24 protein-coding genes are annotated in these 24,832 nt (G+C 65.2%); 12 read left to right on the top strand and 12 right to left on the bottom strand.

Annotated features, from left to right (window positions below):
- Nucleotides 1-35 precede the first annotated feature (35 nt).
- Nucleotides 36-1,505 (bottom strand): MFS transporter, encoded by a 1,470-nt coding sequence (locus AB0M22_RS31500; RefSeq protein ID WP_364734647.1) that lies wholly within the window; start codon nucleotides 1,503-1,505, stop codon nucleotides 36-38.
- 472 nt (nucleotides 1,506-1,977) lie between these two features.
- Between AB0M22_RS31500 and AB0M22_RS31495 the strand changes: the two genes are divergently transcribed.
- The gene (locus AB0M22_RS31495) at nucleotides 1,978-2,331 is read left to right on the top strand and encodes a VOC family protein (protein WP_364734645.1); all 354 of its coding nucleotides are present in this window, start codon (nucleotides 1,978-1,980) and stop codon (nucleotides 2,329-2,331) included.
- A 6-nt stretch (nucleotides 2,332-2,337) separates the two neighbouring features.
- Here AB0M22_RS31495 and AB0M22_RS31490 read toward each other — a convergent pair whose 3' ends face one another.
- Nucleotides 2,338-2,736: a DUF4440 domain-containing protein gene (locus AB0M22_RS31490; RefSeq protein ID WP_364734643.1), complete on the bottom strand. Its 399-nt coding sequence runs from the start codon at nucleotides 2,734-2,736 to the stop codon at nucleotides 2,338-2,340.
- Between AB0M22_RS31490 and AB0M22_RS31485 the strand changes: the two genes are divergently transcribed.
- The gene (locus AB0M22_RS31485; protein ID WP_364734641.1) at nucleotides 2,692-3,444 is read left to right on the top strand and encodes a hypothetical protein; all 753 of its coding nucleotides are present in this window, start codon (nucleotides 2,692-2,694) and stop codon (nucleotides 3,442-3,444) included. The genes AB0M22_RS31490 and AB0M22_RS31485 overlap by 45 nt on opposite strands.
- Nucleotides 3,445-3,504: 60 nt before the next feature.
- Here the strand turns inward: AB0M22_RS31485 and AB0M22_RS31480 are convergent, their stop codons facing one another.
- A complete protein-coding gene (locus tag AB0M22_RS31480) occupies nucleotides 3,505-4,452 on the bottom strand; it encodes a hypothetical protein (RefSeq protein ID WP_364734639.1) in 948 nt (315 codons plus the stop codon).
- Nucleotides 4,453-4,789: 337 nt separating this feature from the next.
- Here AB0M22_RS31480 and AB0M22_RS31475 point away from each other — a divergent pair, with 337 nt between their 5' ends.
- Complete coding sequence (locus AB0M22_RS31475) at nucleotides 4,790-6,208, top strand: FAD-binding oxidoreductase (RefSeq protein WP_364734637.1); 1,419 nt, start codon at nucleotides 4,790-4,792, stop codon at nucleotides 6,206-6,208.
- Between the two features lie 160 nt (nucleotides 6,209-6,368).
- Here the strand turns inward: AB0M22_RS31475 and AB0M22_RS31470 are convergent, their stop codons facing one another.
- Together AB0M22_RS31470 and AB0M22_RS31465 are read right to left on the bottom strand one after the other, a co-directional pair.
- Nucleotides 6,369-6,911, bottom strand: coding sequence for a YaeQ family protein (locus tag AB0M22_RS31470; RefSeq protein WP_364734635.1), 543 nt, complete (start codon nucleotides 6,909-6,911; stop codon nucleotides 6,369-6,371).
- A 52-nt stretch (nucleotides 6,912-6,963) separates the two neighbouring features.
- On the bottom strand, nucleotides 6,964-8,211 hold the full coding sequence (locus AB0M22_RS31465) for a hypothetical protein (RefSeq protein ID WP_364734633.1): 1,248 nt from the start codon (nucleotides 8,209-8,211) through the stop codon (nucleotides 6,964-6,966).
- A 177-nt stretch (nucleotides 8,212-8,388) separates the two neighbouring features.
- Between AB0M22_RS31465 and AB0M22_RS31460 the strand changes: the two genes are divergently transcribed.
- Nucleotides 8,389-8,535, top strand: coding sequence for a DUF1059 domain-containing protein (locus AB0M22_RS31460; protein ID WP_364734631.1), 147 nt, complete (start codon nucleotides 8,389-8,391; stop codon nucleotides 8,533-8,535).
- Here the strand turns inward: AB0M22_RS31460 and AB0M22_RS31455 are convergent.
- Nucleotides 8,529-9,107: a hypothetical protein gene (locus AB0M22_RS31455; RefSeq protein ID WP_364734629.1), complete on the bottom strand. Its 579-nt coding sequence runs from the start codon at nucleotides 9,105-9,107 to the stop codon at nucleotides 8,529-8,531. The two genes, AB0M22_RS31460 and AB0M22_RS31455, sit on opposite strands and share 7 nt — an antisense overlap.
- Before the next feature lie 1,042 nt (nucleotides 9,108-10,149).
- Here AB0M22_RS31455 and AB0M22_RS31450 point away from each other — a divergent pair.
- Nucleotides 10,150-11,001, top strand: a complete 852-nt coding sequence (locus AB0M22_RS31450; RefSeq protein ID WP_150404937.1) for a ParB/RepB/Spo0J family partition protein — start codon at nucleotides 10,150-10,152, stop codon at nucleotides 10,999-11,001.
- 387 nt (nucleotides 11,002-11,388) lie between these two features.
- Here the strand turns inward: AB0M22_RS31450 and AB0M22_RS31445 are convergent, their stop codons facing one another.
- Complete coding sequence (locus AB0M22_RS31445) at nucleotides 11,389-11,637, bottom strand: hypothetical protein (protein ID WP_364734627.1); 249 nt, start codon at nucleotides 11,635-11,637, stop codon at nucleotides 11,389-11,391.
- On the opposite strand from AB0M22_RS31445, the gene AB0M22_RS31440 reads away from it, so the two are divergent.
- From AB0M22_RS31440 to AB0M22_RS31425, 4 genes are all read left to right on the top strand, one after another.
- A complete protein-coding gene (locus AB0M22_RS31440) occupies nucleotides 11,594-12,505 on the top strand; it encodes a hypothetical protein (protein WP_364734624.1) in 912 nt (303 codons plus the stop codon). The two genes, AB0M22_RS31445 and AB0M22_RS31440, sit on opposite strands and share 44 nt — an antisense overlap.
- A gap of 191 nt (nucleotides 12,506-12,696) precedes the next feature.
- Nucleotides 12,697-14,253 carry a M1 family metallopeptidase gene (locus AB0M22_RS31435; protein WP_364734622.1) on the top strand — a complete coding sequence of 519 codons (1,557 nt, stop codon included), beginning with the start codon at nucleotides 12,697-12,699 and terminating at the stop codon, nucleotides 14,251-14,253.
- Nucleotides 14,254-14,853: 600 nt separating this feature from the next.
- A complete protein-coding gene (locus AB0M22_RS31430) occupies nucleotides 14,854-15,672 on the top strand; it encodes a DUF1460 domain-containing protein (RefSeq protein ID WP_364734620.1) in 819 nt (272 codons plus the stop codon).
- 7 nt (nucleotides 15,673-15,679) lie between these two features.
- Nucleotides 15,680-15,958 (top strand): AAA family ATPase, encoded by a 279-nt coding sequence (locus AB0M22_RS31425; protein WP_364734618.1) that lies wholly within the window; start codon nucleotides 15,680-15,682, stop codon nucleotides 15,956-15,958.
- Between the two features lie 113 nt (nucleotides 15,959-16,071).
- Here AB0M22_RS31425 and AB0M22_RS31420 read toward each other — a convergent pair whose 3' ends face one another.
- Both AB0M22_RS31420 and AB0M22_RS31415 read right to left on the bottom strand, forming a co-directional pair.
- Nucleotides 16,072-16,311: a hypothetical protein gene (locus tag AB0M22_RS31420; RefSeq protein WP_364734616.1), complete on the bottom strand. Its 240-nt coding sequence runs from the start codon at nucleotides 16,309-16,311 to the stop codon at nucleotides 16,072-16,074.
- A gap of 159 nt (nucleotides 16,312-16,470) precedes the next feature.
- Nucleotides 16,471-17,235, bottom strand: a complete 765-nt coding sequence (locus AB0M22_RS31415) for an alpha/beta fold hydrolase (RefSeq protein ID WP_364734614.1) — start codon at nucleotides 17,233-17,235, stop codon at nucleotides 16,471-16,473.
- 113 nt (nucleotides 17,236-17,348) lie between these two features.
- Here AB0M22_RS31415 and AB0M22_RS31410 point away from each other — a divergent pair, with 113 nt between their 5' ends.
- The gene (locus AB0M22_RS31410; RefSeq protein WP_364734612.1) at nucleotides 17,349-17,987 is read left to right on the top strand and encodes a TMEM175 family protein; all 639 of its coding nucleotides are present in this window, start codon (nucleotides 17,349-17,351) and stop codon (nucleotides 17,985-17,987) included.
- A gap of 328 nt (nucleotides 17,988-18,315) precedes the next feature.
- On the opposite strand, the gene AB0M22_RS31405 is transcribed toward AB0M22_RS31410, so the two are convergent.
- Nucleotides 18,316-20,010, bottom strand: coding sequence for a lytic transglycosylase domain-containing protein (locus AB0M22_RS31405; RefSeq protein WP_364734610.1), 1,695 nt, complete (start codon nucleotides 20,008-20,010; stop codon nucleotides 18,316-18,318).
- A 523-nt stretch (nucleotides 20,011-20,533) separates the two neighbouring features.
- Between AB0M22_RS31405 and AB0M22_RS31400 the strand changes: the two genes are divergently transcribed.
- Together AB0M22_RS31400 and AB0M22_RS31395 are read left to right on the top strand one after the other, a co-directional pair.
- On the top strand, nucleotides 20,534-22,117 hold the full coding sequence (locus AB0M22_RS31400; RefSeq protein WP_364734608.1) for a family 20 glycosylhydrolase: 1,584 nt from the start codon (nucleotides 20,534-20,536) through the stop codon (nucleotides 22,115-22,117).
- Nucleotides 22,118-22,227: 110 nt separating this feature from the next.
- A complete protein-coding gene (locus tag AB0M22_RS31395) occupies nucleotides 22,228-23,376 on the top strand; it encodes a hypothetical protein (protein WP_364734606.1) in 1,149 nt (382 codons plus the stop codon).
- A gap of 81 nt (nucleotides 23,377-23,457) precedes the next feature.
- Here AB0M22_RS31395 and AB0M22_RS31390 read toward each other — a convergent pair whose 3' ends face one another.
- On the bottom strand, nucleotides 23,458-23,724 hold the full coding sequence (locus AB0M22_RS31390) for a hypothetical protein (protein WP_364734604.1): 267 nt from the start codon (nucleotides 23,722-23,724) through the stop codon (nucleotides 23,458-23,460).
- Between the two features lie 30 nt (nucleotides 23,725-23,754).
- Entirely contained in the window at nucleotides 23,755-24,780 is a 1,026-nt protein-coding gene (locus tag AB0M22_RS31385) for a hypothetical protein (protein ID WP_364734602.1), read from the bottom strand.
- Nucleotides 24,781-24,832: the final 52 nt, after the last annotated feature.

The raw sequence follows: 24,832 nt of genomic DNA, 5'->3' as shown, positions 1-24,832 counted from the left end.
ACCGCGCCAGGCGCCACCACCTGGCGCGGTCTGTCCTACTCGACCTCGCTGCCGGCGTGCTTGGGCAAGAAGAACATCAAGCCCCACATCACCGCGAAGACGCCGCCGGCCCACCAGAGCACGCCGGTGAACGCCTCGCGGTTGGCCGCGCCGTCGAGTGACCCGCCGGTCGCGGAGAAGAACACGAGCCCGGTCAGGGCAACGCCGAAGGCGGCACCCAGCTGTAAGGCGGTGTTGAACAGGCCCGAGGCCGAACCGGCGTTCTCGTGCGGCACCTTCGCCAGCGTCAGATCGGCAATCGGCCCGCCGATCAGGCCCAGACCGAACCCGAGCAGCAGAACAGGCGCCGCCATCGCGAGCAGGGTCAGGTCGGATCGCCCGCCGCTGATCTGGAGCCCATAGGCCGTCATCGAGGCGAGGGCGATCAGGGCTCCGGTCTGGGGCAGCCGCCGCGCGAAGCGCCCGGCCGTCTTGGTCGCGGTCATCGCACCGGCCAGTTCGCCGACAGAGAGCAGCACGAACGCCATGGCTGCCAGCAGCGGGCTCATGCCGAGACCGCGTTGCAGGTACAGCGTCCAGGTCAGGAAGAACAGGCCGCACAGCAGGCCCACCATCAGCTGCGCGGACAAACCGCCGGAGAACTGCTTGCCCTTGAACAGCGACAGCGCCACCAGCGGGGCATCGTCCCGATGGCGTTGCTGATGACGCAGGAATACGCCGAGCACGAGCAGGCCGCCGCCGAACATGGCGAAACTCCACAGCGGCCAGCCATGAGCTTGGCCTTCGGTGAGCGGGAACACGATCAGCACCATCGCGAGCGCGGACAGCAGCACGCCCGCCAGGTCGAGACGGTCGGCCTTCGCCGCGGTCGACTCGGTGATGAACGTGCGCCCGAGGAGGATCACGGCGAGCCCGACAGGCACGTTGATCAGGAAGATCGGCCGCCAGGACAGTCCGAACAAGTCGGCCTCGGTGAGCACGCCGCCCAGAACCGGACCCAACACGTTGGCCATCGCCAGGACCGCACCGAAGAGGCCGAAGGCCCTGCTGCGGTTCGCGCCGTCGAAAGTGACGTGAAAGGTAGCCAGGACCTGCGGGATCATCACCGCGGCGGCACCGCCTTGCAGCACGCGGGCGGCGATCAGCATGCCGGGGTCGGCCGCGAGGCCGCACAGCAGCGAGGCGAGGGTGAATCCGACGGTGCCGAGCAGGAAGACCTTGCGCCGGCCGTAGAGGTCGCCGAGCCGGCCGCCGGTGATCAGCCCGAGCGCGAAGGTCAGCGCGTAGCCCGCGGTCAGCCACTGCAACGCGGCCGGCCCAGCGCCGAGCGACCGTTGCAGGGTGGGCAGGGCGGTGAGGACGACCGAATCGTCCAGGATGTTCATGAGTTCGCCGGTCAGCAAGACCGCGAGGGCGATCTTGGCGGCCGTCGTCATCTGTGATGACGGATGAGCCGACGGCTCAGGGGTTCGCTCGGACTCGTCGTCGAGCGCGCGGGAATTCACGGTAGGACTCCTGATTCGGAAATCGGGAAGCTCGCCGTCGCCGCACCGGGCCGGAAACACGAAACCCGGGGCAGCTGGCAGAGCCGCACCCGGGAAAGGACAGATGGGTGACGCAACTCAGGCCTATGCGACGTCCGTTCCCATGCACGTTGAACGTGGGGAATGCAGACGACTACACGACCTGGGAGATACGTCACCACCTCGAATCCACTACCGAAGGAACAGGGAGCCCGAGCCGCCGAAGGATCTTCGGGGCGGGGACTCGACCACGATACGGCACTCTCCGACCTGCGCGCACGCGGATATATGCAGGTCCGCGACCATGACGTCGGGCGTGATCCGAAAGCTGCGGAGCCGCACCGTCTTCCGATCCGGGCACCGGCGGATTACGGTACAACCGTGCAGATCGCCATCGTGCTCTACCCGCGAATGACCGCTCTCGACGCGATCGGGCGGATGAAGTGCTGACGAGATGACGAATCGTTGGGTGGGCGTGACGATCGACTGCGTCGACGTGGAGCGGGTCGCGGACTTCTGGAGCGCGCTGCTCGATCGGCCGCGTGGACCGTCCCGGCCAGGATGGGTCTACCTCGGCGACCGTGATGACCCGCAGCCCCGTTTGGTGTTCCAGCCCGTGACCGACCCGAAGCGCGGCAAAGTGCGCCTGCACCTGGACATCGCGGTCGACGACATCGATGACGGCATCGCCCAGGTCGTGTCCCTCGGCGGTCGGCCCACCGGCGAACGGCACGATTACGACCAGGGCGTGGTCGTCGTGATGGCCGACCCCGAGGAGCACGAATTCTGCCTGGTCCAGTACTACTGAGCGAGCTTATTCGGTTGCCGGAGCTGTAGTTTCGTGGACCAGCCGCCACAGGTATCCATGGTCCGCACTGAGCAGGATCGCGGTGACCAGACGGCGGCTGCGGACATCACCCTGGCGGTTCTCCGCGGTGAAACGCACGGTGAGAATGGTGCCGCTCTGCGCGACCTCTTCGATGTCGCTGATCTCGATGGTGAACCCCGGCTGCGCATTTCGCGCCGACCACACACCCGCCAGCAGCGTGTCCCGGTCGATGACCTGCCCGACCGTGGTGACCGAGGAGAAATCGTCGTGCAGCGCGTTGGCGAACCGGTCGAACACCTTGGGCGGCGCGTTCGAACCCATCCACTCGGCCAGGTCCGAGTGCAGGGCCTCGATCACGTCGGCGAGGTCGGGGAATTCAGGCATAGCGGCAATCTCGGTCTCGGTCGGCGTAATCGGCCCGTGCTGAAGATCATATCCAGCGTGCGGTGCACCAATAGGATCGTCGAGATGGTGGGAGACGAAAAACCTGAAAGTGGCATGACCAATCGACGTTCGGTCATCGTCGGATCCGCGGCGGCAGTCGCGGGAATCGGGATCGGGGTGGCGGGCGCGAAGGTCACCGAGTCGGATTCGGACACGTCGACCGTGTCGGGTTCGTTCACGGTGGTCGATCGGCGCGGCAAACAGCGGTTCCGGCTGGGCACGGAGAAGCCGCCGATCATCCTGGGCGGCAAGACGTATCCGGCGGCGGAGCGGGGCGGTCCGGACGGCTCGTACCTGATCTTCAACGACGAGAACGGCGACGAGAAGGGCGGCATCATCGCCGCCAGCAGCGGAGCGCTGGTCTCGCTCGACTACCCCAACGGCGACGCCATCCACTTGCAGACCATGTGGCAGGACAAGATGGGCGGCGCGGCGCTGACCATGACCCATATCGGGGATCCGACAACGCCGCTCGACGAGGCGAAACATCCTCCGGGCGTGCAACTTTACGCCGACACCGAGAACGGAACGGGCCTGAATTTATGTGATACGCAGGGTCTCCCGCGAATTCAGCTGCGCGTCGCGATGGACGGCACACCCTCCATTGCGATCCTCGATGAAAACGGCGTGGTCGTCAAGCAATTGTGAACGCGAGTGGGATTGCCACCGGCGGGCCGAGCCGATGGCAATCCCACTCCACCCCAGATATCAAGCAGTGCAGTTCTTTTGGGCGTCGGTGCGCACTTTGCGTCCGGTGAACTCCTCGAGAATCGAGATGTTCTCCGGTGCGTAGTTCTTCTCGGTGATCTTGTCGGCGTTGGGCCCGCCGAGTTTGCCGGAGTACGGTGCGGACTTCTCCAACCAGTAAGCGGTGCGCAGGAATTGGGTCAGCACCCAGTCGCGCAGCTTCGGCTCGTTCTTGATCTTCGCCCAGTAGTCGGGGTGCTTGTCCTTGGCCACGCGCAAGTACAGCAGCAGATACCGGAGGTTGGTCGCGGCGATATCCCGGGAATTGCTGGCGCCGATGCCCTTGATGTACTCCTGCACCACGGTGACCGCGGGCAAACCCATCAGTCCGGCGTTCAATTCCGCTGTCACGCCTTGCAAGTGGTAGTCACCCTGCTGCTTGTCCCGCAGATAGATGCCGTCCATGTCGTCGCTGAGCTTGTCCTTGATCAACGGCAGGATTTCCTTGCGCGGGAAACCGGCGTACAGCGGGATGTTCGTCATCTGCTGGCCGGCATTGATCCAGGACGCGGTGTACTTGTCCCACTCGGTGCGCGACCCGTCCAGGTCCCACATGTGGGTTTCCTCGTGAATCGCCACCATCATCGACTCGGCGAACGCCTCGAAACTGCTCGTCTCCACGAACTGATTCCAGTACTGATCCTTGGCCTGCGCGATCGCCAGTTTCTGCCCGCTCGGCCAACGCCGCTGGTACATGGCCTGTAGGGTCGGCATCCAGTTCGACCGGGTGAACCGCGCCTTCAGGTCGCTGATGTCGGCCTGTGGGGTGGAGGGTTCTTCGTAGCAGAACGGCGCGGCCGCAACCGGATCCGCAGCCTGGACCTCGGGTGCCGCCACCGCCACCGAGCCCGGTCCGATCGACAGGACTAAGCACGCGGTGACTATGGGTAATAGACGTTTACGGTTCATGAGAATCTCGCTCGGGTGTGCAGGGGTAGGGCGGGTGCTGGACAGTTGGACGAACCCGATACCGCGGCGCTGTGCACTTTGACAATTGCTCGCCGAGATCTGTTGCGCGAGAGGCTGTCCCAGCGAACAGCCGCGAGGTACGCCGCCATTTCTGAACAACTGTTTGAATAGTGACATGAAAGACATCACCCAGATCTCCCCAGTGGAAGTGGGGAGAATTGCGAGAATTTACAATTGAATTATCCAGCCCCGCCGGCAGACTCGGCGAACGCGAGATTGCATTAGCCCAATCCCGAACTCCGCCAGCGCATACCGCGTGCTGCGCTACGGTGGCTTGGTGAATCTCAGGGAGCAGGGCTCTGTGTTGGATCAACGGCCACTGACCGGCTGGAGCCGGACGGCGTCCACGGTCGCCCGGGTGTTGTCCACGCCGGATATCGACACGGTCGCGAAGAGCGTGCGCGAGGCAGGCCCGCGCGGCGTCATCGCGCGCGGACTCGGCCGCAGCTACGGCGATCCGGCGCAGAACGGCGGTGGTCTCGTCGTCGATATCACGGTGTTCGACCGCGTGTACAGCATCGATCCGGACAGTGGCGTGGTCGACGTCGACGCGGGCGTCAGCCTCGACGCGCTGATGCGCGCCGTATTGCCGTCCGGCCTGTGGGTTCCGGTGCTGCCGGGCACCCGGCAGGTGACGGTCGGCGGGGCGATCGCCTCCGATATCCACGGCAAGAACCACCATTCGCACGGCAGTTTCGGCAACCACGTGCTGTCGATGGACCTGCTGACCGCCGACGGTTCGGTGCGCACGATCACCCCGGAAGGCGTTGACGCGGAACTGTTCTGGGCCACGGTCGGCGGAATGGGCTTGACCGGCATCATCGTTCGGGCCCGGGTGCGGATGAAGCACACCGAGACCGCGTATTTCCTCGTGGACAACGATCGCACCGACAACCTCGACGCGACGATGGAGCTGCTGACCGGCGGTTCCGACGAGGGCTACGAGTACTCGATGTCGGTGCCCGATACGATCAGCACCGGCGCGAAGGTCGGCCGCGCGGCGTTCAGCCGAGGCTCACTGGCCAAGCTCGACCAACTGCCGGTCAAATTGCGCCGGGATCCGCTGAAATTCGATGCGCCGCAACTGTTCACCGTGCCGGACATCTTCCCGAACGGGATGGTCAACAACCTCACCTCCCGGATCGCCGCCGAAGCCGCCTACCGCGTGTACCCGCAGCAGGCGCGTGGCCGGATCCAGAACCTGACGCAGTTCTATCACCCGCTGGATCTGCTGGGGGAGTGGAACCGCGCCTACGGCCGCCGCGGCTTCATGCAGTACCAGTTCTCGATGCCGTTCGGCGCCGAAGACCAGCTCGCCGACACGGTGCGCGCGATCGCCCACTCCGGGCACCGATCGTTCCTCAACGTGTTCAAGCGCATGGGCCCGGGCAACCAGGCGCCGCTGTCCTGGCCGCACCCCGGTTTCATGCTCAGCCTGGACTTCCCGCTCAAATCCGGCCTCGGCGAGTTCTGCGCGGACCTCGATCGACGCGTCCTGGCCGCCGGCGGACGCCTCTATTTCGCGAAGGATTCGCGCACGACCCCGGAAATGGTCCGGGCGATGTACCCACGTCTCGACGAGTGGCGCCGGATCCGCGATATCGCCGACCCGGAGCGGGTTTTCGTCTCCGACCTGGCCCGTCGCCTCCGTCTGGTCAGCGACGAGCCGGTCGTCGGTCGTCGGTCGGGTTACTAACGCCCGGAACCGCTTTCGGGGAATTCACGGATGAAGCAGAGCGGGCAGATCGGGTCGAACGGTGCCGTGATCGGTTCAACAGATCCTCCACGTTGATGAGATGAGCCGTGACGGTAGCAAGCTGGGCGGCCCAGGTCATGCCCCGAATTCCGGACCGGCGTCAGACGAGTGAGTGCTCTTCGACCGGTGCGCTCAGGTTTGTTCCGTTGAGATCCAGGTACAGCGAACGTTCGGTGATGGACAGCGTCGCGGTGTTACGGCGGTCGATCGCGGCGACCGCGGCATCGATGAAGTCGCGATCGAAGCTGTAGAGCGGAATCTCCTCGGCCCGGTGAATGCGCTTGCCGGCCAGCTGCGCCAGCACCTTCGCCGGGTCGCGATGGGTGTAGATGGCGGCCCGCCCGGCCAGCTTGCTGCCGCGGTGCAGCCGCTCGGCGTCGGGTGCACCGACCTCGATCCAGGCCGTGAGCCGTCCGGTCATGTCCCGGACCAGCACCGCGGGCTCATCGGTGGAGGAGACCCCGCCCTCGCTGAACACGATGCCTTCCTGATACTCCAGGCAGTACGCGAGCAGCCGGGTGATCATGAACTCGGCGGTCTCGGACGGGTGGCGCGCGACCCGCAACTCCAGATCTTGGTAGACCTCGCGATCGACGTCGGCCAGCTGGACGGCGAAGTTGTGCAGTGTTGCGGGAAGGGCCATAAGACCAGGAGCTTAGGTGACTCCCGCTGGCCGCCGTGCCGCGCGACCTCGGTCAGGGGATCAACCGGGTGTCCGGATGCCGCGGATTGTTCCCATCGAACAGGTCGGTGCCGATCTGCTTCAGGTGCAGATCGAAGAACGCCGCGATGTAGTCCTGCTGCGCGTCCACCGACCGAGCCGGATGAATCGTGCCGACCTGCTGCTCGCGCAGCTCCGGCGTCAGCAGGCTGGCACACTGCGGCACCGCGACCTGGAGATCGGTGAAGCTCAGGTGCGCCGCGCCGTCGAAGTGCAGGTCCCGCTTCCACCCCGGCTGATTGGCCCAGAACTGACCCCAGCTCGGGTCGAAATCGTCCACGTGCGAATGCTCGAACTTGCGCCCCGTCTGCGGATTCATGCCGTCCGCGCCGACCAGCATGAACGGCCGATCCACCCCGTGCTGGGCGATCTCGCCGGGCTTGCCGACGCTCATGCCACCGTCGAGGTTGATCCCCGCGCCGATGCGCCGATCGCGATACATCGTCTCGCCGGCCGCGTAGCCGCCCAGCGAATGACCGAACATGCCGATCTTCGACATGTCCAGCGCACCCGCCAACCCCGCTGGGAGCGTGCGTTTTTCGGCGTCCGGATTCTCACCGCGTTGCAGCCGGTCGAGCTGGTCCAGCACGAACTGGGTGTCCGCGACGCGGGTATCGACCGCGGTCGCGAGGAACGCGGGGTCCGGCTTCGCATCGCTGGTGACGATTCGCCCACCGGGAAACTCGACCGCCTGCGCGTCGTAGGTATGGGAGATGGACACGACCACATAGCCGTGACTGGCCAGATCGTCGGTGCGCACCGAATTGAGCTCACGCTCCACCCCGAAGCCGTGCGAGAACAGCACGACCGGCCAGGCGCCGCCGGTACGGTCCACTTCGACGGAGGTGCTCGCCAGGCGTTTGGTGCCGCCCCAGTCGATGGTGCCTGGCGCCAGCCCCTGCTCGGGATCCGCGGTCGCGATCCGATCGATCGCGGCCGCCATGCCCGGCGACATCCAGGCGGCGCGTTCCCCGGTGCGCTGCGCGGGGTAGGTCACGGTGACCATCAGCTCCCGCTTGTCGGCCGGATGCCAGGGATCCTGGCGCGAATCCACCAGGTGCAGGTCCGTTGTCCCGACCGGATAGCGCCCGCTCAGCGGCGGCAGGGTGATCTTCGCCGCGGTGGCGATCGGCTCGGTCTTGTCCTGCCCGCACGCGGTGAGCAGGACGGTCGCGGCCATAGCGGCGGTCAGCGCCAGCGCGCAGCTGCGCAATGTGAACACTTCGGTGGTCCTCCTCGACGTTCGGCTCGGCGTCATCATGGCAAAACTCGCCTTACCTGCGCGTCACCCCGGCGGAGGAGTCGATGTACCCCGAGATGCGTAGGGGAGTACCCCCAGAGGACCAAGCCGCCGTGGACTCGTCCCCCTAGACTGTCGATCGAGAGGAAAGGACACCTGATGAAGCGAAACCTGAACTGCCCCTGCGGAGAAGCCATCGTCGGCACCGATGAGGACGATCTTGTGCAGAAGACGCAGGCCCACCTGGCCGAGAACCATCCGGGTCACGACTACTCGCGCGACGAGATCTTGTTCATCGCTTACTGATTCGGTGATCGGTTCAGCTCCGGCCAGAGCACCTGATCCGGCTGGCACAGGCTGGCTGATCGGGTGCTTGGCACCGGGCCGGTGCCGGGGGTGAAGACCCACTGGGAGATCGGCCCGGCCGCCTTCCAGCGCAGCGCGCCCGACGCATCCGAGATCACCTCGTAGACCGACTCATTGCCGCCGACGAGCTGGGTGCCGACGCAGTAGTCGTTGTATTCGGTGCCGGGTTGTTGTGCGCCCGCACTGAAGTTTCCGGTCGGCGCCGTGGTGGCGCCGGGGTTCGCGACGGTGCTCGAACCACGGGCGTCCGCGCCCCGGATCCAGCGCGGTGCGCCGAGTTGATCTGTTGCACAGGTGAATGCGCGGCCGCCGGCCGTGACCGCCGTGCCCTGTGCGTAACCCGTTCCCGCCCAGAGGCACTCGCCGGCCGGTGCGGCGCTCGCGCTGCCCGCCGCCGCGCCGACCAGTCCCGCGGCGGCCACCGCGGCCGCGGCGAGGGCCAGCCCGCCGCGCCACCGGGTGGAACGCCCGGAGGCGTCGTGAGCAGCTGATTCGCGTTCGTTGTCGATCATGTCTCGACCATAGAAATCGGTTGCCCGACTGAGCATCACGCCGCAGCGCTATTTGCCGTCGGTACCGCAGTGCTAGGGGTGATTCCGCATCGGATGGGGCTCGGACTCCGGGTGGCGAAGGGGCGCTCACGGTGTCCGATTCGGCCAGTGATGTGTTGTGTCACAAGGACGCCGACGCTGTGCTGTGCGGTTGCACGGCCGGAATCCGGCGCGACCTCGGCGATCGACCCACTGACAAGTTTTCGGCCGCGCCGATCACATATCGCCGAAACATGCTCTGCTGTATGGTCTCTCGGAGGGTGAGCTAACCCGGAGGATTTCGTCCGTCGCCCTGCTCGGTGGGAGGTCCGATGATAGGATGGGTCGGAACTGAGGGATGTTCGGGCAGATGAGTTCCTCGGCTGAAATCGTTGAGAACAAGGCGGGCTCCGCCTTGTTCGTCGTGTGCGAGAGGGGACTTGGACACGTACTCCCAATTGGTGTGCCTGAGGCACGTGGTGTAGGTCGAACGGTTATTCCTTCGGTTAGGAATACCGTCGGTTTGTTGTGTCCTGATTCGAATTGTTCGGGATTTCATTTGTTGCCATCGTGGCGACCGGTCGGTCGTCGCGCTTCGAGACTTGATCACGCCATATATGTTGGCCTACAAGCACGTCCGGCATCGCCTTCGGGGCCGGCGTCGAAGTCCAACTCTTAAGCGTATCCGCGCTGCTGCCTGTTTCGGGCTGGAACTGGTAGGTTCCGAAATGTTTCCGAAAGGTGACGCGTTTGATCTCGGGGTTAACACCATTCACAAATAACGCCACGAATCACGCTGGCGATCCGCAGATTGCGAATGCAGGGGGCTTTCGACACCGTATCGTTGCCGGAACTCTGCCAATGTGAAATATTGCTGTCCGCGCTAGTTAGTCACTGCTGACCCGGCACAGCGCCGTGCCTACCGCATCGATTCGTCCCGCTTGTTGTGGTGGTTCGGATCGGTACTGGCAGCGGGGCGAAGTGTGCTACGGAATGATCTCGGCTTCGACGCAGGAGTACCGCCGTGAGTGAACACAGGTTGAACGTGGACGACGATGCGAGAGTCGGAGTTGCCGACGTAGTCATCGAGATTCCTATCGAGTCGATAGACATCAGCGGCGCGCTGCGCGTGCGAGCTGAGGACTCGGCGCATACGCAGGTGCTAGCGACGACGGAGGCGGAACTGCCGCCGATCCTGGTGCATCGAGAAACCATGCGGCTGATCGACGGCGTGCACCGTCTGAAGGCCGCGAAATTGAAGGGGGACACCGTCATCCGGGCGCAATTCTTCGACGGCACCGAGGAAGAGGCGTTCGTGCTCGCGGTGCAGGCCAACATCGCGCACGGCCTGCCGCTGTCGATTCTCGACCGCAAAGCCGCCTCGCTGCGCATCATGCGGATGTATCCGCTGTGGTCGGATCGCAAGGTCGCCGAAGTCGCCGGGCTGGATCACAAGACGGTCGGCGCGGTGCGCAGGCAGTCGTCTGGGGATGTTCCCCAGACGAGGCACCGACTAGGGCGCGACGGCCGGATGCGCCGCGTGCGTCGTCCGGACGTCGAACACCAGCGCCGGAAAAAGCCCTGTGACGGCAGCGACGGAGCGCCGCTCGCACCCGATCCGGCGCCGCCCGAACGGGTTTGCCCCTCCTCGGTCTTACAGAGCCTGCGGCGCGATCCCTCGCTGCGGCTCACCGAGACCGGACGAACGGTGCTGCGCTGGCTCGACGCCAGTCCGCGGACACCCACGCAGTCGCTCGATCTGGCCGACCGCATCCCGGAACACTGTCTGAATCTCGTGCTGGATATGGCCAGGCAGAACGCGGCGAACTGGCAGGACTTCGCGACCCGAATCGGCGATCGGCTGCACAGTAAATGAACGACGGATTTTACCTCGGGAGACGGTGCGTGACTTGCGAATCAAATTAATTTGCAGGTCGCGCACCGACGAACCTTCGGTACCGCGATTCACCTCGCCGACGCTTCCGAGCGTCGGCGTTTTTTCGCACCGGGTGCGGACCGTGTGCCGCGGGACGGGTGGATCGCGGCACCGAGGGTCCGCCGGCGGACACCGTCGCGGGCGGTGTCCGAGTGGCGTCGGTACGGCTCGGCGGCCGCATAATTCGTCGCACTTGCGCCGAAAGCCCGGTTGTCCGAGCGCAACTGCGGGACACTTCGCCGGATTAGCGCTACGGGCGAATTAATTAACCCGTGATACGAACTCCCCAGTAACTCCCCAGTCGAAAATATCGCCCGCGGTGTGTTTCTACTTGGATATGAAACACCCACATCGAAGGGCGGCTCGCTTCACCGCTACCGCGGTGTTCGTTTTAGCGGCAACGGCTTTCACGACCAGCTCCGCTGCCCTCGCCCAGCCAACGACAACCACACCGCCGGCAACCCCTTCGACGTCGTCGCCGACCACCACGCCGACCGATCCCTCGACCACCACGTCGACCGATCCCACGACGTTGTCGCCGACCACCTCGCCGACCGACACCTCGCCGACCACCACGTCTACCGATCCGTCGACGAGCACCTATCCGTCGACCGAACCGACGACCTCGGCACCGACCACACCTCCGTCGCCGACCACGTCGACGACCACCACCCCGCCGACCGCGACGACCGTCGTTCCGACGTCGCCCACCACGCCGGGCATTTTCCAGCTTCCGACCCTGCCGAAGAATCCGTTCACCGATCCCGACGGGATCGTCGCGCAGGTCATCTTCAAGAACCCGCTGCCGAAGCCGTCGGGCACCCCGTCCGAGGCCCCAGCGATCGCGCAGGCGCAAGCGCAGACCGTCCAGCAGGCATTGGCCGCCGAGTCGGCCGGCAGCCTCGTGGTGGACAAGGCGTTCCAGGCCGGCCAGGGGGCCACCGTCCGGCTGCGGCAGCAGATCGACTCGGTGCCGGTCTTCGGCGCGACGGTCGCGCAATCGCTGGCCGCGGACGGCTCGCTCACCTCGGCCAGTGGCGCACTGTCGCAAAAGGTTCAGGGCAAGTACCCGGCCGGGGTGAGCACGCCGCCCGCCGCGGTCGCCGCCACCGCGTTGCGCGCGCTCGCCACCGAAACCAAGCAGTCGCGGGACAAGCTCGCGGTCGGCGCGACGGTCGCCATGTGGTACGACCCCAAGCTGGCCGCCAGGAGCTCCGCCGCAAGCGTGGCGGTACCGGCGTACAAGGTCACGGTCAAAAGCCAAGGTGCGCAAGGTAAGCAGCCCGTGCAGTGGGTCGTGTTCGTGGACGCCAACAACGCCGGACGCGTGCTGGACGGCTGGCGCGAATCCGAGCATCCCGAGCGCGACGTATGCGAGGCCGGTCGGACACCGGCCGACCCCGACGGCAGGCCGGAAACACTGGCGTCGCGCTGCCGTCGCTGAAACGTGTGCCGCGCAGCGGCGCACCGCTTTACCGGGATCGGACGGCGCTGGTGCGCCGTCCGAATTCCGGAGCAGTACCTGCGGAATGCCGAGTTGGCATTGCCCGCAGTCGATGACAGATCCGTTCGGGCTTCGACACGTGCGCGCGACCCAGCTCGGTCCCGGATCGCCTACCACAGAGGTTGTGCACCATGCGAATTCAGAAATGGTCTGACAGAGGCAATCCGATTCCCGTCGCGCTCAGAGCCCGGCCGGTCGCGGTGTCCGCGTTGGCGCTAGCGTTGAGCCTCACGGCCGGCGTGGCCGCGGTGGCTGCCGCGCCGCCGGATTCGCCGAACGGGGCGGCGGCCAGCGCGGCCGATCCGACGCCGGGCTCCGACGGACTAGGCGATCCGTATTACCCGAAGGACGGCAACGGCGGTTACGACGCGACCCACTACGACGTCGCGATCGATTACAACCCGCCAACGCACAACCTCAAGGGCAAGGCCACCATCACGGCCAATGCCACGCAGAACCTTTCGGCGTTCAACCTCGACTACGCCGGTCCCGCGGTCAGTGCCGTGGCCGTCAACGGTCAGGCCGCCACGTTCCGCAAGACCGGCGAGCACGAACTCGTGGTGACGCCGAAAGCGGCGCTGCCGCAGGGGCAATCGTTCACTGTCGTGGTCGACTACGCGGGCACGCTGCCCAACAGCAACGGTAACGGCTGGACCTACTCGCCGTCCGGCGGCGCCTTCGCCGCGGGCGAACCGCATTCCGCGACAACGTGGTACCCGCTCAACGACACCCCGCTGGACAAGGTCACGTTCACCGTGAAGGCCACCGTGCCGACCGGCTGGGACGTGGCGTCGAACGGAGTGCGCGCCTCGGACGTGCCCGCCGGTACGGGCAAGCACACCGTCACCTGGGAGGCCAAGGATCCGATCATCGGGTATCTGACGACGATCGCGATCGACAAGTTCACCCGGCTGAATCAGCGGGCCGGGAATACGCCGCTGGAGAGTTTCTTCGCACCGGGCGGAGCGCAGCAGAAGAAGGAACTGGAAAAGAAGCTGCCGGGCGTGATCGCGTTCGAAGAGGGGCTGTACGGTCCCTATCCGCTCGAGGCCGGCGGCGGCATCTACGTGGACACCAACCTGCAATTCTCGCTCGAAACGCAGACCCGGCCCATCTACGCGCCGTGGACGGACCTCAACACGCTGATCCACGAGAACGCGCATCAGTGGTGGGGTGATTCGGTCTCGGTCAAGGACTGGCGCGATGTCTGCCTGAACGAATGCTTCGCCAGCTACACCGCCGACATCCTGTACCCGGAGCGGGTCAATCATCAGAATGCCGATCAGATCTATCGCCGGGCACTGTCCAGCGCCGATCAGCAAGGCGTCTGGTCGACACCGCTCTACGATCCCGGCAAGGGCAACGAATTCACCGTGGTCTACAGCCGCGGCCCGCTGTTCCTGCACGCCCTGCGTCGCTACATCGGTGATGATGTCTTCTTCGCCGCCGTCAAGGATTTCGCGCAGGGGCACAAGGGTGGAAACGCGTCGATTCCGGAGTTCCGGCAGTTCGTGCAGTCCCGCACCAGCAAGAATCTGACCGGTTTCTTCGATGCCTGGCTGAACGGACGCAAGCGCCCCGCGAGCGAGTACCTGTACCCCGGCAGCCTCAGCAACCAGGGTCTCCAGGAAGCTCCTGAGGCGCCGGGAGCCGAGCCGTGGCCGTTCGGTCGCGGAGATCGGAAATGACGTCCGTCTCCACGAAATCGGAGTTATCGCAGCGAATCAGGACCTTCGTCGCCGCGGCAGCCATTGCTCCGTTCATAGTGGCTGTTCTCCATGCGGTACCGGATTCGGATGCCCGCGGGCACGTCTCCTCGCCGCACAGTCGGCTGGCGAAATGCGCGCAGGTAGATCCGGAAGCGTTTGCGGGACAGCGCAATTGCAGTTCCGATCGCTGGGCCTACCCTGGTAATGGCACAGCCACTCCGGCGGGCACCAAGGGTGTGTTCAAGAAGAAGCCTTCGTACGTAGAGGCTTGACGATATCCCCTGGGCCGCTGCGCAATTCGCGCAGCGGCCCAGCGTCGTGTCCGTACCTCGCCGAGAAGCGCCGCCGATCCCCTCCGCCTGCGGCGCTCCGGACACCACGTCAGGTTCGAACCAGCGCGTCGTCGCGCAGGTGCGGGCCTGCCGGTGCGCTGCCATCATCACCGGCGGTGCGGGTGGGTGGCTTGGACGAATCTGCTGTTGTCGGGACATGGCGGTTGGTCGGGCGAACACGTCGGGGTTGACCTTCGGGCTACCGTGGGGGTGGCATCTCGACCGTTCCACCCATGTTGGAGGCTTCTTGCGCACCCTCGCTCGCGTACTGCTCGTGCTGCTGGTTCTCGCCGGTGGGACGGCCTCGATGGTGCCGGTGGCGCTCGCTGAGCCCAACGTGCCGCCGGTGATCATCGATGGGACCACCATGGAGAAGATCGACGCGGGACTGGCGGTGCGCAATGGTGCGCCGGCCGGGCAGAGCAAGGGGGAGTTGCTCGAGTTGGTGTCGCGGCAGTTTCTCGGCACGCCCTATGGCGCCAATATGCTGATCGGTTCCGCGACGCAGCGCGAACAGCTCGTCGTCGACTTCCGCCGGGTGGATTGCTTCACCTATCTCGATTACGTCGAAGCGCTCAGTCGATCGGCCGACCGGGATCAGTTCCTCGCGAACCTGGTCGAAACGCGCTACACCGGTGGGCGGGTCGATTTCCTCCAGCGCAAGCACTTCTTCAGCGACTGGGTGAGCACGCCGAGAATTGCCGCCACCGACGTCACCGGTGCGGTGAGTACCGGCGCGATCACCGTCGCCAAGCGGCTGAATGCGAAGGATGACGGCGGAACGTACCTGCCCGGGCTGCCGGTCGTCGATCGCAACATCACCTACATTCCCAGCGCCGCCGTGAACGACAGCGTCATCGGCGGACTTCGCACGGGCGACTACATCGGTGCGTACACCGACGAGCCCGGGCTGGACGTCACCCACGTCGGAATCTTCGTCATGGCCCCGAGCGGACCGGTCTTCCGCAACGCGTCCTCGCTCGCCGCGAACAACAAAGTCGTCGACTCACCCTTCTCCGACTACGTCCAGTCGGTCCCCGGCATCGTGGTCTACCGCCCGCAGTAGTCGCTCGATGAGTTTCCGCGGCTCGCCAGACCAGGACAAGGTCCGCCCGGCGCTGCTCGTCGTCATCCGAGGCAACTCCGCGTCGGGGAAGTCGACCGTCGCGACAGCGGTGCAGCGTCGCTTCGGGCGCGGTGAATGCGCGGTCGTCGCCCAAGACACCGTGCGCCGCCAGATGTTGCGGGAATTCGACGAGCCCGGCGCATTCAACATTCGATTGATCGATGCCATTTGGACCATCGAGGAGACCATCGATCGGATCCACGGGGACATCGCAAGTTGTCAGTGAGGCGAGTTGCATGAGGTCGTAATTCGTTGTGCTGTGCCAGAATCCACGGATGCGTACGGCCGTGATTCGTCTATTGTGCGCCGAACTGGTTCGGTAGTCGGCAAGTTCGTGCGCTACGGATCTGGGGTGGGGTCTTCGGGGGCTTGCTGTTCCAGCTCTGTGCGGGCTCGGCGGGCGCTGTAGAAGGCGGTGATTGCGGCGAGGCCGGCGAGGACTGCGCCGACGGAGAGGTAGCTGGTCAGGGCGCCTGGGATTTTGAAGGACAGGCGGGCCAAGGCGAGGCCGGCGGCGATCATGATGAGGACGGTTATTTCGAGGATTCGAACGTACTGGGGCGTCGGGGGTTGGCGCATCCAGGTCCTCCTTGTGGGTTGAGCTGCGAGTTCCTGGGTCTGTGAAGGGACGGGGGATGTAGCTGATGGGTAGCTTACAATTGAAAGATAGCAACGGTCGATGAATCTGACAAGATGAATTACCGAATTAGGTGCGTGGTGAAGTGGGGGCGAGATGGCTCAGTTGGCTGCGAGAGTCCGCTGTAGGAAAGTGGTCAATGCTGCTGTTGTCTCGGCGGGACGCTCGAGATTGGGCAGGTGCGCTACTCCGAGAAGTTCCAGGTGGTGGGCGTTCGGGAGCAAGGCGGGGAGTTCGGCGGCGAAGTGGCGGAAGTCTGGCAGGTCTAGTTCGCCGGAGACGGCAAGTGTTGGTGCGGTGATCGCGGACAGGTCGAATTCGGTTTTGGTTCGGCCAGGAGCCTCGGCGGCGGCCAGTTGAAGGCCGAAGGCGCGGCGCTGCATTTGCCGCACGGCCGCTCGCGTTTTCGCGTCCGCGGCCTGACCGAGCCAAGTGTTTACGTTGAGTTCCACTGCCCCCTCGATATCGCCGGCCTCCAGGAGGGCGTCCTCGCGTGCGTCGAACGCGTGTAAGGCGGCGCTGGGATTGTGTTGGGGCGCAGCGGAGCACAGTAATGCCAGGGCAGTGGTGCGTTGCGGCCAGCGGGCGGCGAATTCCAAGGCAACTTTTCCGCCGTAGGAGGAGGCGATGAATGCGGCCTGCCTGATGTCGAGAACGTCCAAGAGCCCCAGGACATCTTCGGCATCGTTGTACAGATGAGTTGGCACCGGAGCATCGCCGAAACCGCGGAAGTCACAGCGCACCGACCGATATCCGGCATCGATGAGGGCGAACCACTGCGGATCCCACATCCGCCGATCACACACCCCCGCATGCAGCAGAACTACCGGTGGACCGTCGCCTGCCACATCGTGGGGGAGAGTCATCACTCGGACGCTAGCTGGCACCGGTTGCCCGCGCATTCGAATATCGCGGCGGTTGTTTTCGCATGGCGCGAAATTTCCGACGCGCTCGGTAGTCTCACCCGATGACTGACCCAGTGACCGGCGATGCGCCCAGCCCCATCCGCACGGAACGGGGACTGGAGCGGCTGATCTTCTTCAGCGATGCCGTGGTGGCCATCGCGATCACCTTGATCGTGTTGCCGCTGGTCGACAGTGCTCGAGAGGTCGCGGACACATCGACGTCGAAGTTCTTGTCCGACAACAGCTATGGGCTCATCGCGGCCGGAGTCAGCTTTGTCGTGATCAGCTCATTCTGGCGAGAACACCATCGCCTGTTCGAGCGCGCGACCGGCTACACACCCCTGCTCGTGCGCCTCAACATGCTCTGGCTACTCTGCATCGTCGCGTTGCCGCTCGCGACAATCCTCGACGTCTACTCCCATCGAGGCGACCGCGTCGCCATCGGCATCTACCTGGGAACGATGATCGCCGCGATGACCCTCAGCCGATTGTCGGAATTGGTGCTCTATCGAGCAAACCTCCTGGCAGACGCGCATCAGGTGACGACCATCGACATCGCGGTCCACTGGATCTCGGTAGTAACGGTATGTCTCGCCCTGCTCATCGCGCTAGCGGTCCCGTACGTCGGACTGTGGTCATTGCTGCTGTGGATCGCCGTGGGGCCAGTCGAGGGCGTAGTGAAGCGGCAGTGGAAAGCCCGCCAAACCACCTGAGCCGCAGTCAAAGCCCAAACGCCGCGGGCCGTGATCGCCCACGGGACACGGTTGAGGGGAAGCGCGAGTAGAGGCTCCATCACGTCCCGTTGGGTACGGAGTGGTCGCGGTTGCTGCGGATGTGACGGTGTCGCCGGCAGGGAGATTTCCGGGCGCTGGTGCCAGCGGGAGGTTGATCGATCCAGCTGTGCCGCAGTGAGTGCCCGAACGGGTGGGGCTCTGATCGTCAGAGGGGCATGGTTGAGGCGGAATGCGAGTGGAGGCGCCGCCATGCCCTGTTGGGCGTGGAGTCGTGCCAGGTGCGGTGCTGTTCGCCGGAGGGGTAGCTCTAGGGAGCGGGTGGGACTGGGGGCCGGGTGGTGGTGGGGGCCGGCTGGGCTGGAACGGGTTTCGTGGTGGGGGCGGCTGGTTTCTGTTGGGGTGCGGGGGCTGCGGGTGGTTGTTTGGGGGCTGGTGCTGGTTCGGCAGGTTTGGGGGTGGGGGCGGCTGGTGCGGCGGGCTGCGGCTTGGGAGCTGGTGCGGCCGGCTGATTGGGGGTGGGGGTTGGTGCAGCCGGTTGTGGCTTTGGTGCTGGTGCGGCGGGAGCTGGTGCGGCTGGCTGGTTCGGAGCCGGAGCCGGAGCCGGAGCCGGAGCCGGTGCGGCGGGAGGTGGTGTGGCTGGTTGTTTGGATGCGGGGGTGGTTGGGACTGGTGTGGTCGGTTGCTGTTTGGGGGCCGGAGCCGGGGTGGTTGGGGGTGGGGCGGCTGGTTGCTGGGTGGTGGGTGAGGTTTGGTTGGGTTTGGGGGCTGGTGGTTTCGGCGTTGTTGTGGGGGTGGTCGGGGTCGGTGGTTTGGGTGCTGTTGTGGCGGTAGGTTGTTGGGCCGGCTTCTGCTCAGTTGTTGTGGGGACGGGCGCTATCGGCGGTTGGTTGGGCTGCGCCTGTGTTGATGGGGTGGGTGTGGGCCGGACCGGTGTTGGTGTGGTGGTTGGGGGCGTGGTGGGCGGAGGGGTGGTTGAGCTGGGTTGTGGTGTCGTCGTGGGGGTTCGAGTGGTTGTGGTCGGAATTGGTGTGGTTGGCGGGATGGTTGGGACCGTGGGGATGGTGGGGGTCGGGGGTGGGCAGAAGACGCCGCAGGGGATCGGTGCTCGGCCGGGGATGTTGATCATCACGTGGATCTTGAGTTCCAGTGTGCCCGTGGGGCGTTGTGGATCCGTGGTGGTGGGCGCGTCCGTTGTGGGTAGCGGGTCGACGGTCGAGTCGGGTGCGGGGGCGTCCGGCGGGGCGGCGGGATCTCCGGGTGCGGAGGGGTCGGCGATCGTGGCCGTCTCGCCGACGCTCATGCTCGAACCCGCACCGTCCGGCATGCCGCCGCTGGGGGTGCTGTCCGGAATGGGGGCGAGTTCACCTTGTTGCGGTGCGCCGCCGGTCTTGTACGCGTTGGACCAGCTGAGCACCTTCGACGCGTAGTCGAGCGAATTGTTGTAGCGCAGCACGGCGCGTATCTCTTGCTTCGGATCGCGCATGTCGAGATTGCCGGAGCACAGGTACTTGCCGGCGCCGAGCACGGCGTCGTAGATGTTGTTCGGGTCGGTCTTGCGGTCGCCGTTGCCATCCGCGGCGTACAACGTCCATGTACCGGGCAGGAACTGCATCGGGCCGACGGCGCGCACGTAGTTGCCGTCGGCGGCCTTGATGATCTCGTTGCCGGGCAAGGTGCCGTCCAGCGCCGGACCGTAGATGATGCCGCGGGTGGTCCCGTCGGCGTCGGTGCGCCCGTTACCCGCGTGGTTGGACTCGATCTTCCCGATGCCGGCCAGCAGGTGCCACGGCATCCCGCAATTCGGCGTCGACGCCTGTAAGGACAGCTCGGCATTGCGATAAGCGGCGAGCGCGACCTCCGGAATGCCCCGAGTCGGCACATTGGGCAACCCGACATCGTGCAGTGGGACGGTCGGGTCCGGCCCCGGATCGCTCGGCGGATCTGCTTGCAGCCGTAGCGATTCGCTGGAAGTCGGCACCACGGTGACCGATTGATCGGCCACTTGATCATTGGGCGTGATCGCAGACGCCAGGACCCCATCGGGCACGTGTTTACTCGCGACCGAACCGGAAATCAACAATCCGGCGAATACGAGCGCGGATGCGGTAATAGGACCGGAGATTCGCATCGGCACACCAAATCCTTCATCGACGTCGACGGCGAACTGCACGGTATCGCCACGTTTTTCGATATCGCGCCGACGAACTGTCCACCGCGACATCTATTTCTCACCGATCGACCGCCGATGGGCGCGCGGGCGAGCGTGAGACCTGTTGTACGAGTGGATGTCACAGCACAACGACCAACCACCAGCCGTCAAGTTCCGAACAACCGGCGCAAGCATGACACGAGAGAACCCGCTCGAGATCCCCAGTAGAAGTGGGGAATTCGAGAAGTTCATGTCCGGTCCAGGAGCGAGTGATCGGTAAATAACCGCATATCCCCAGTTGAGAAGGTCCCCACTCATATCTTGCACGCTGATCCATACTTCTGGATGCCCCCTAAAGTTGTACCGGAGGTACGCTATGCGAAAGTTTCTATACCCCTTGGCATTCGGCGCCGCCGTGGCTTTGACCACGCTGGTGTTACCGGGCCAATCCGGTTACGCCGCCGATAACCCGCAAACAACCGAGCGCGGTGTCACCGATATCGTGCCGGTTCCCGTGGAAGCCAAGGCCGATCCCGGCGCGAACTTCAAACTGACCGCCGCCACGGTGATTCGCGCCGAACACCAGGCGAAAGACGTCGGGGAATACCTCGGCGGGCTGCTCCGGCCCGCCACGGGCTTCCCGCTGCCGGTGGTGGATCGATACGACCTGGCCAAGCCGGGCATCACCCTGGAGCTCGGCGACGCGGGTAACCGGGTCGGCGATCAGGGCTACCAGCTCACCGTGGCCAAGTCCGGGGTCACCCTGAAGGCCAACACCACCGACGGATTGTTCGGCGGTGTGCAGTCGCTGCGCCAGCTGTTCCCGGCGGCGATCAACAAAACCTCAGTGCAGAAACAAGATTGGCTTGTCTCGGGCGGCAAGGTAGTCGACTACCCGCGCTTCAAGCAGCGCAGCGCGATGCTCGACGTGGCCCGCCACTTCTTCAAGCCCGACCAGGTCAAGCGCTATATCGACCAGATCGCGCAGTACAAGGTGAACACCCTGCACCTGCACCTCACCGACGATCAGGGCTGGCGCATCGAGATCAAGAGCTGGCCGAAGCTGGCCGAGATCGGCGGCCTGACCGCGGTCGGCGGTGACCCGGGTGGCTACTACACCCAGGAGCAGTACAAAGACATCGTCAAATACGCTGCGTCCCGGCATATTACGATCGTTCCCGAGGTCGATATGCCCGGCCACACCAATGCCGCGCAGGCGTCGTACGGCGAATTGAATTGCGACGGAAAGCCCGTGCCGCCGCGCACGGACATCGAGGTCGGCTACAGCTCGCTGTGCATCGGCAGCCCGATCACCTACAAGTTCGTCGAGGACGTCATTCGCGAACTGTCGGCGATCACCCCCGGCAAGTACATCAATATCGGTGGCGACGAGGCGCATTCGACCTCGCCGGCCGACTACAAGACCTTCTACCAGAAGGTGACGCCGATGCTGGCCACCTACGACAAGAAGGCGACCGGCTGGCACAACATCGTCGTGACCAACCCGCCCACGTCGGCCGTCCCGCAGTACTGGGACACCGCCAACACCAATGCCGATGTGGTGGCCGCGGCCAAGCGCGGCAACAAGATCCTGATGTCGCCGGCCAACAAGGCGTACCTGGATATGCAGTACAACAAGGATTCACCGCTCGGCCTGCACTGGGCCGGCTACGTCGAGGTGCAGGACTCCTACAACTGGGATCCGGCCACCTTCCTGCAGGGCGTGACGGAGAACCAGCTGGCCGGCGTCGAGGCGCCGCTGTGGTCGGAGACCCTGCGGACCAGCGCCGATATCGAATACATGGCCTTCCCTCGGCTCGCGGGGATCGCCGAGATCGGCTGGTCGCCGCAGGCGACGCACAACTGGGACAGGTATCGGGCGCGGCTGGCCAAGCAGGGCCCGATCTGGACCGCGCAGGGCATCAATTTCTATCGCTCACCGCAGGTGGACTGGAAATAGCTGACGCTGCGCAATAATCCGGAGGTCACTTCGGAAATCGAATAACCATCGCAAGTTCGGTGTGTCCGAATTACAGGATCGTCCCCCATGCGATCCGGAAGGAGTCCGAGGTGTCGCCTTACAGAAAAACTCTGATCGCTTCATTCGCGCTACTGACCGGGCTGGGGGCGTTTCTCACCCCGGCGACTGCCGTGGCCCAACCCGAGGCCGCGGCGGTCGACACCGACGGTGACGGATTGTCCGACGTGTGGGAAACGAACGGATACGACGCCAACGGCGACGGCAAGATCGACGTCGATCTGCCCAAGATGGGCGCGAATCCGAAGCACAAGGACCTGTTCGTCGAGATGGACTACATGAACGGGCGACTGCCGACCGCCGCGGCGCTCGACCGGGTCGTCGGGGTATTCGCCGATTCCCCGGTGACCAACCCGGACGGCCGCAACGGGATCACCATCCATCTGGACGCGGGCAACGCCAGAGGCGCCAAATATGATCTCGGCGGCGGCAATCAGGTGCCCTACGACAGCAACCTGTCGCCGGTGGACGATCAGGTCGCGGCGATCAAGCGAACCAACTTCGCCTCGGCCCGTTCACGCATTTTCCACTACATGATCTGGGCGGACTCCTACGACAACGGATGCAGCAGCGGCATTTCGCTGGGCATTCCGGCGGACACCTTCATCGTCGCGCTCGGCCCGCAGTGCAACTGGAATCCGGGCGACAATGGCAATGTCGGCACGTTCATCCACGAACTGGGGCACAACCTCGGCCTGAAGCACGGTGGCACCGACCACGTCAACTACAAGCCGAACTACCTGAGCGTGATGAACTACAGCTTCCAGTTCGGCGGTGTCCCGAAGGTGGACGGCACGGCGAACTTCGGTTACTCGAGCGTGAATCCTCCTGCCCTGAACGAGAATTCGTTGCAGGAGCGGCAGGGGCTCGGGGCCGTGGCCGCAGGGTGGCGGACGGAGTACTTCTGCCCGGACAACACCCGCAGGCGCACCACCGGATCGGCCGATCAGCCGATCGACTGGAACTGCAACGGCTCCATCCAGACCGGCACGGTGCGGACCAGTGTCAACAACGACCGGAACTACAACACCCTGCAAGCCCAGAACAATTGGGCCTCAGTGGTATTCGACGGGGGCAACGTCGGACCGGTCGGTGTCGAATCCCGGCAGCTGCCGGAACGGTCTCCGGAGGAGATGACCAAGGCGGAATTCGACCGGCTGCAATCCAGCCTGCACGAATAACGTTCGACGCCTGAACGATTCCCGGCGGCGCACCCTCCACGAGAGGGCGCACCGCCGGGATTCGTTGTGCCGGAACGAAATCTACCGGTTGACCGTCTCCTGATCGCGATTCTTCGCGAACATGGCGATCACCGCGGTCAGCACCGCGCCGACCACGCCGCCGCCGGCCACCTGGCCGATGACCTGCCCGAGATCCAGGCCCGAGCCGGTCGCCGCCTGGATGATCGCGCCGGTGACACCGCCGCCGACCGCGCCCGCCGCGCTATTTCCGACCAGGCCGAAGCCCTTGCCCGCACCGGCCATGTTCCCGCCGACCAGTCCACCTAGTACGCCCAATAGCCATTCCATTGTCGTTCCTTTCGAGTGGTCGTCAGTTGTCTAGCCGCGGGTGCGCGGTGCGTCGCGATGCATGTCGTGCGCGCCCGCGACCGTCGCGGAACCGCGCTGCGCGGCAGCGGCCGAGGCGGCGGTGGCGTCACCGCGCGGCGGCACGACGCCCTGCCGATTACCCGTCGTGGTCGCCGACGTGCGGGTGGTCGGCGTGACCGGCCCCCGGGTCGAGTGGGTCGGGCCCGACCGGCGACGGCCGATCATCGCGAGCAACCCGCCGACGACGGCCGTGATGGCCAAGCCGATCGGGATGCCCCACCACCGGTTGATGCCCGAACCGCTGGAATCGTCGGTGGCCTCGTTGTCCGGGTTCGGCACCGGATTCGGCACCGCGACATCATGCGCGTTCGCCCGGAACCCCGGCAGGGTCGCGGCTAGCTCTGGCGGCATGGTCGCCAGTCCCTCGCTGTCGGACCACTTGATCTCGGTGCCCGCCGGGCCCTCGAAGTTCGCGGTCGCGACACCGTTGTCGACGGTCATGTCCGAGCGTGGGTAACCGAAAGGCCCGGTGATTCCGCCACTTTCACGCCACGCGTCGAGCACCTTGCCCTTGATCGTCCAGGCGCCCAGCTCCGGCTTCCAGTAGATCGCGGCACCGCCGGACTCGGAGAAGTCGTTGAAGCGGCCGACGCCGTCGCCCGCGCCGGTCTCGTCGTTGGTGGGGAAGCGCAGCGGTCCGCTCGGCCCGCCGAGCGACTTGTACTTCACCAGAATCTCGCCGTACACCGCCTTCGCCCCGGTATCCGGCGAGAAGTAGATGACGCCGCCCTGGTAGGCGCGTTCGGCACCGCCGGCCACCTCGGTGGCCGGGCCGAGCGGGGCACCGAGGAACGATCCGGCCCCGCCGAATTCGTTGTAGTGCGCGTCGATCGCATTGGTGGCCTCCGCGGACGGATCCGCCACCGCGGCCGGCGCCGTGGCCAGTAGCCCGGAGGCGAGTAGAGCCACCGCGTTGACCGCGAGGGTTGTGCGACGGCGGGTCTTTCCTCGATGGATATCCAACAGTTCAGGCATGATCTCCTCGATTCGTCAGTGCGATGCGCGAGCCGCAAAAGATGAGGTCGCG

Origin of the sequence: Nocardia sp. NPDC051756 (assembly GCF_040681495.1) — a bacterium.
GTDB lineage: Bacteria > Actinomycetota > Actinomycetes > Mycobacteriales > Mycobacteriaceae > Nocardia.
This window is presented reverse-complemented; position numbering and strand designations above follow the sequence as displayed.

Excerpts from the sequence above, each read along its gene's own strand:
- AB0M22_RS31495 (WP_364734645.1), top strand. The coding sequence starts at position 1,978 with ATGACGAATCGTTGGGTGGGCGTGACGATCGACTGCGTCGACGTGGAG.
- AB0M22_RS31490 (WP_364734643.1), bottom strand. The coding sequence starts at position 2,736 with ATGCCTGAATTCCCCGACCTCGCCGACGTGATCGAGGCCCTGCACTCG.
- AB0M22_RS31480 (WP_364734639.1), bottom strand. The coding sequence starts at position 4,452 with ATGAACCGTAAACGTCTATTACCCATAGTCACCGCGTGCTTAGTCCTG.
- AB0M22_RS31470 (WP_364734635.1), bottom strand. The coding sequence starts at position 6,911 with ATGGCCCTTCCCGCAACACTGCACAACTTCGCCGTCCAGCTGGCCGAC.
- AB0M22_RS31460 (WP_364734631.1), top strand. The coding sequence starts at position 8,389 with ATGAAGCGAAACCTGAACTGCCCCTGCGGAGAAGCCATCGTCGGCACC.
- AB0M22_RS31455 (WP_364734629.1), bottom strand. The coding sequence starts at position 9,107 with ATGATCGACAACGAACGCGAATCAGCTGCTCACGACGCCTCCGGGCGT.
- AB0M22_RS31435 (WP_364734622.1), top strand. The coding sequence starts at position 12,697 with ATGCGAATTCAGAAATGGTCTGACAGAGGCAATCCGATTCCCGTCGCG.
- AB0M22_RS31425 (WP_364734618.1), top strand. The coding sequence starts at position 15,680 with ATGAGTTTCCGCGGCTCGCCAGACCAGGACAAGGTCCGCCCGGCGCTG.
- AB0M22_RS31420 (WP_364734616.1), bottom strand. The coding sequence starts at position 16,311 with ATGCGCCAACCCCCGACGCCCCAGTACGTTCGAATCCTCGAAATAACC.
- AB0M22_RS31415 (WP_364734614.1), bottom strand. The coding sequence starts at position 17,235 with ATGACTCTCCCCCACGATGTGGCAGGCGACGGTCCACCGGTAGTTCTG.
- AB0M22_RS31400 (WP_364734608.1), top strand. The coding sequence starts at position 20,534 with ATGCGAAAGTTTCTATACCCCTTGGCATTCGGCGCCGCCGTGGCTTTG.
- AB0M22_RS31390 (WP_364734604.1), bottom strand. The coding sequence starts at position 23,724 with ATGGAATGGCTATTGGGCGTACTAGGTGGACTGGTCGGCGGGAACATG.
- AB0M22_RS31385 (WP_364734602.1), bottom strand. The coding sequence starts at position 24,780 with ATGCCTGAACTGTTGGATATCCATCGAGGAAAGACCCGCCGTCGCACA.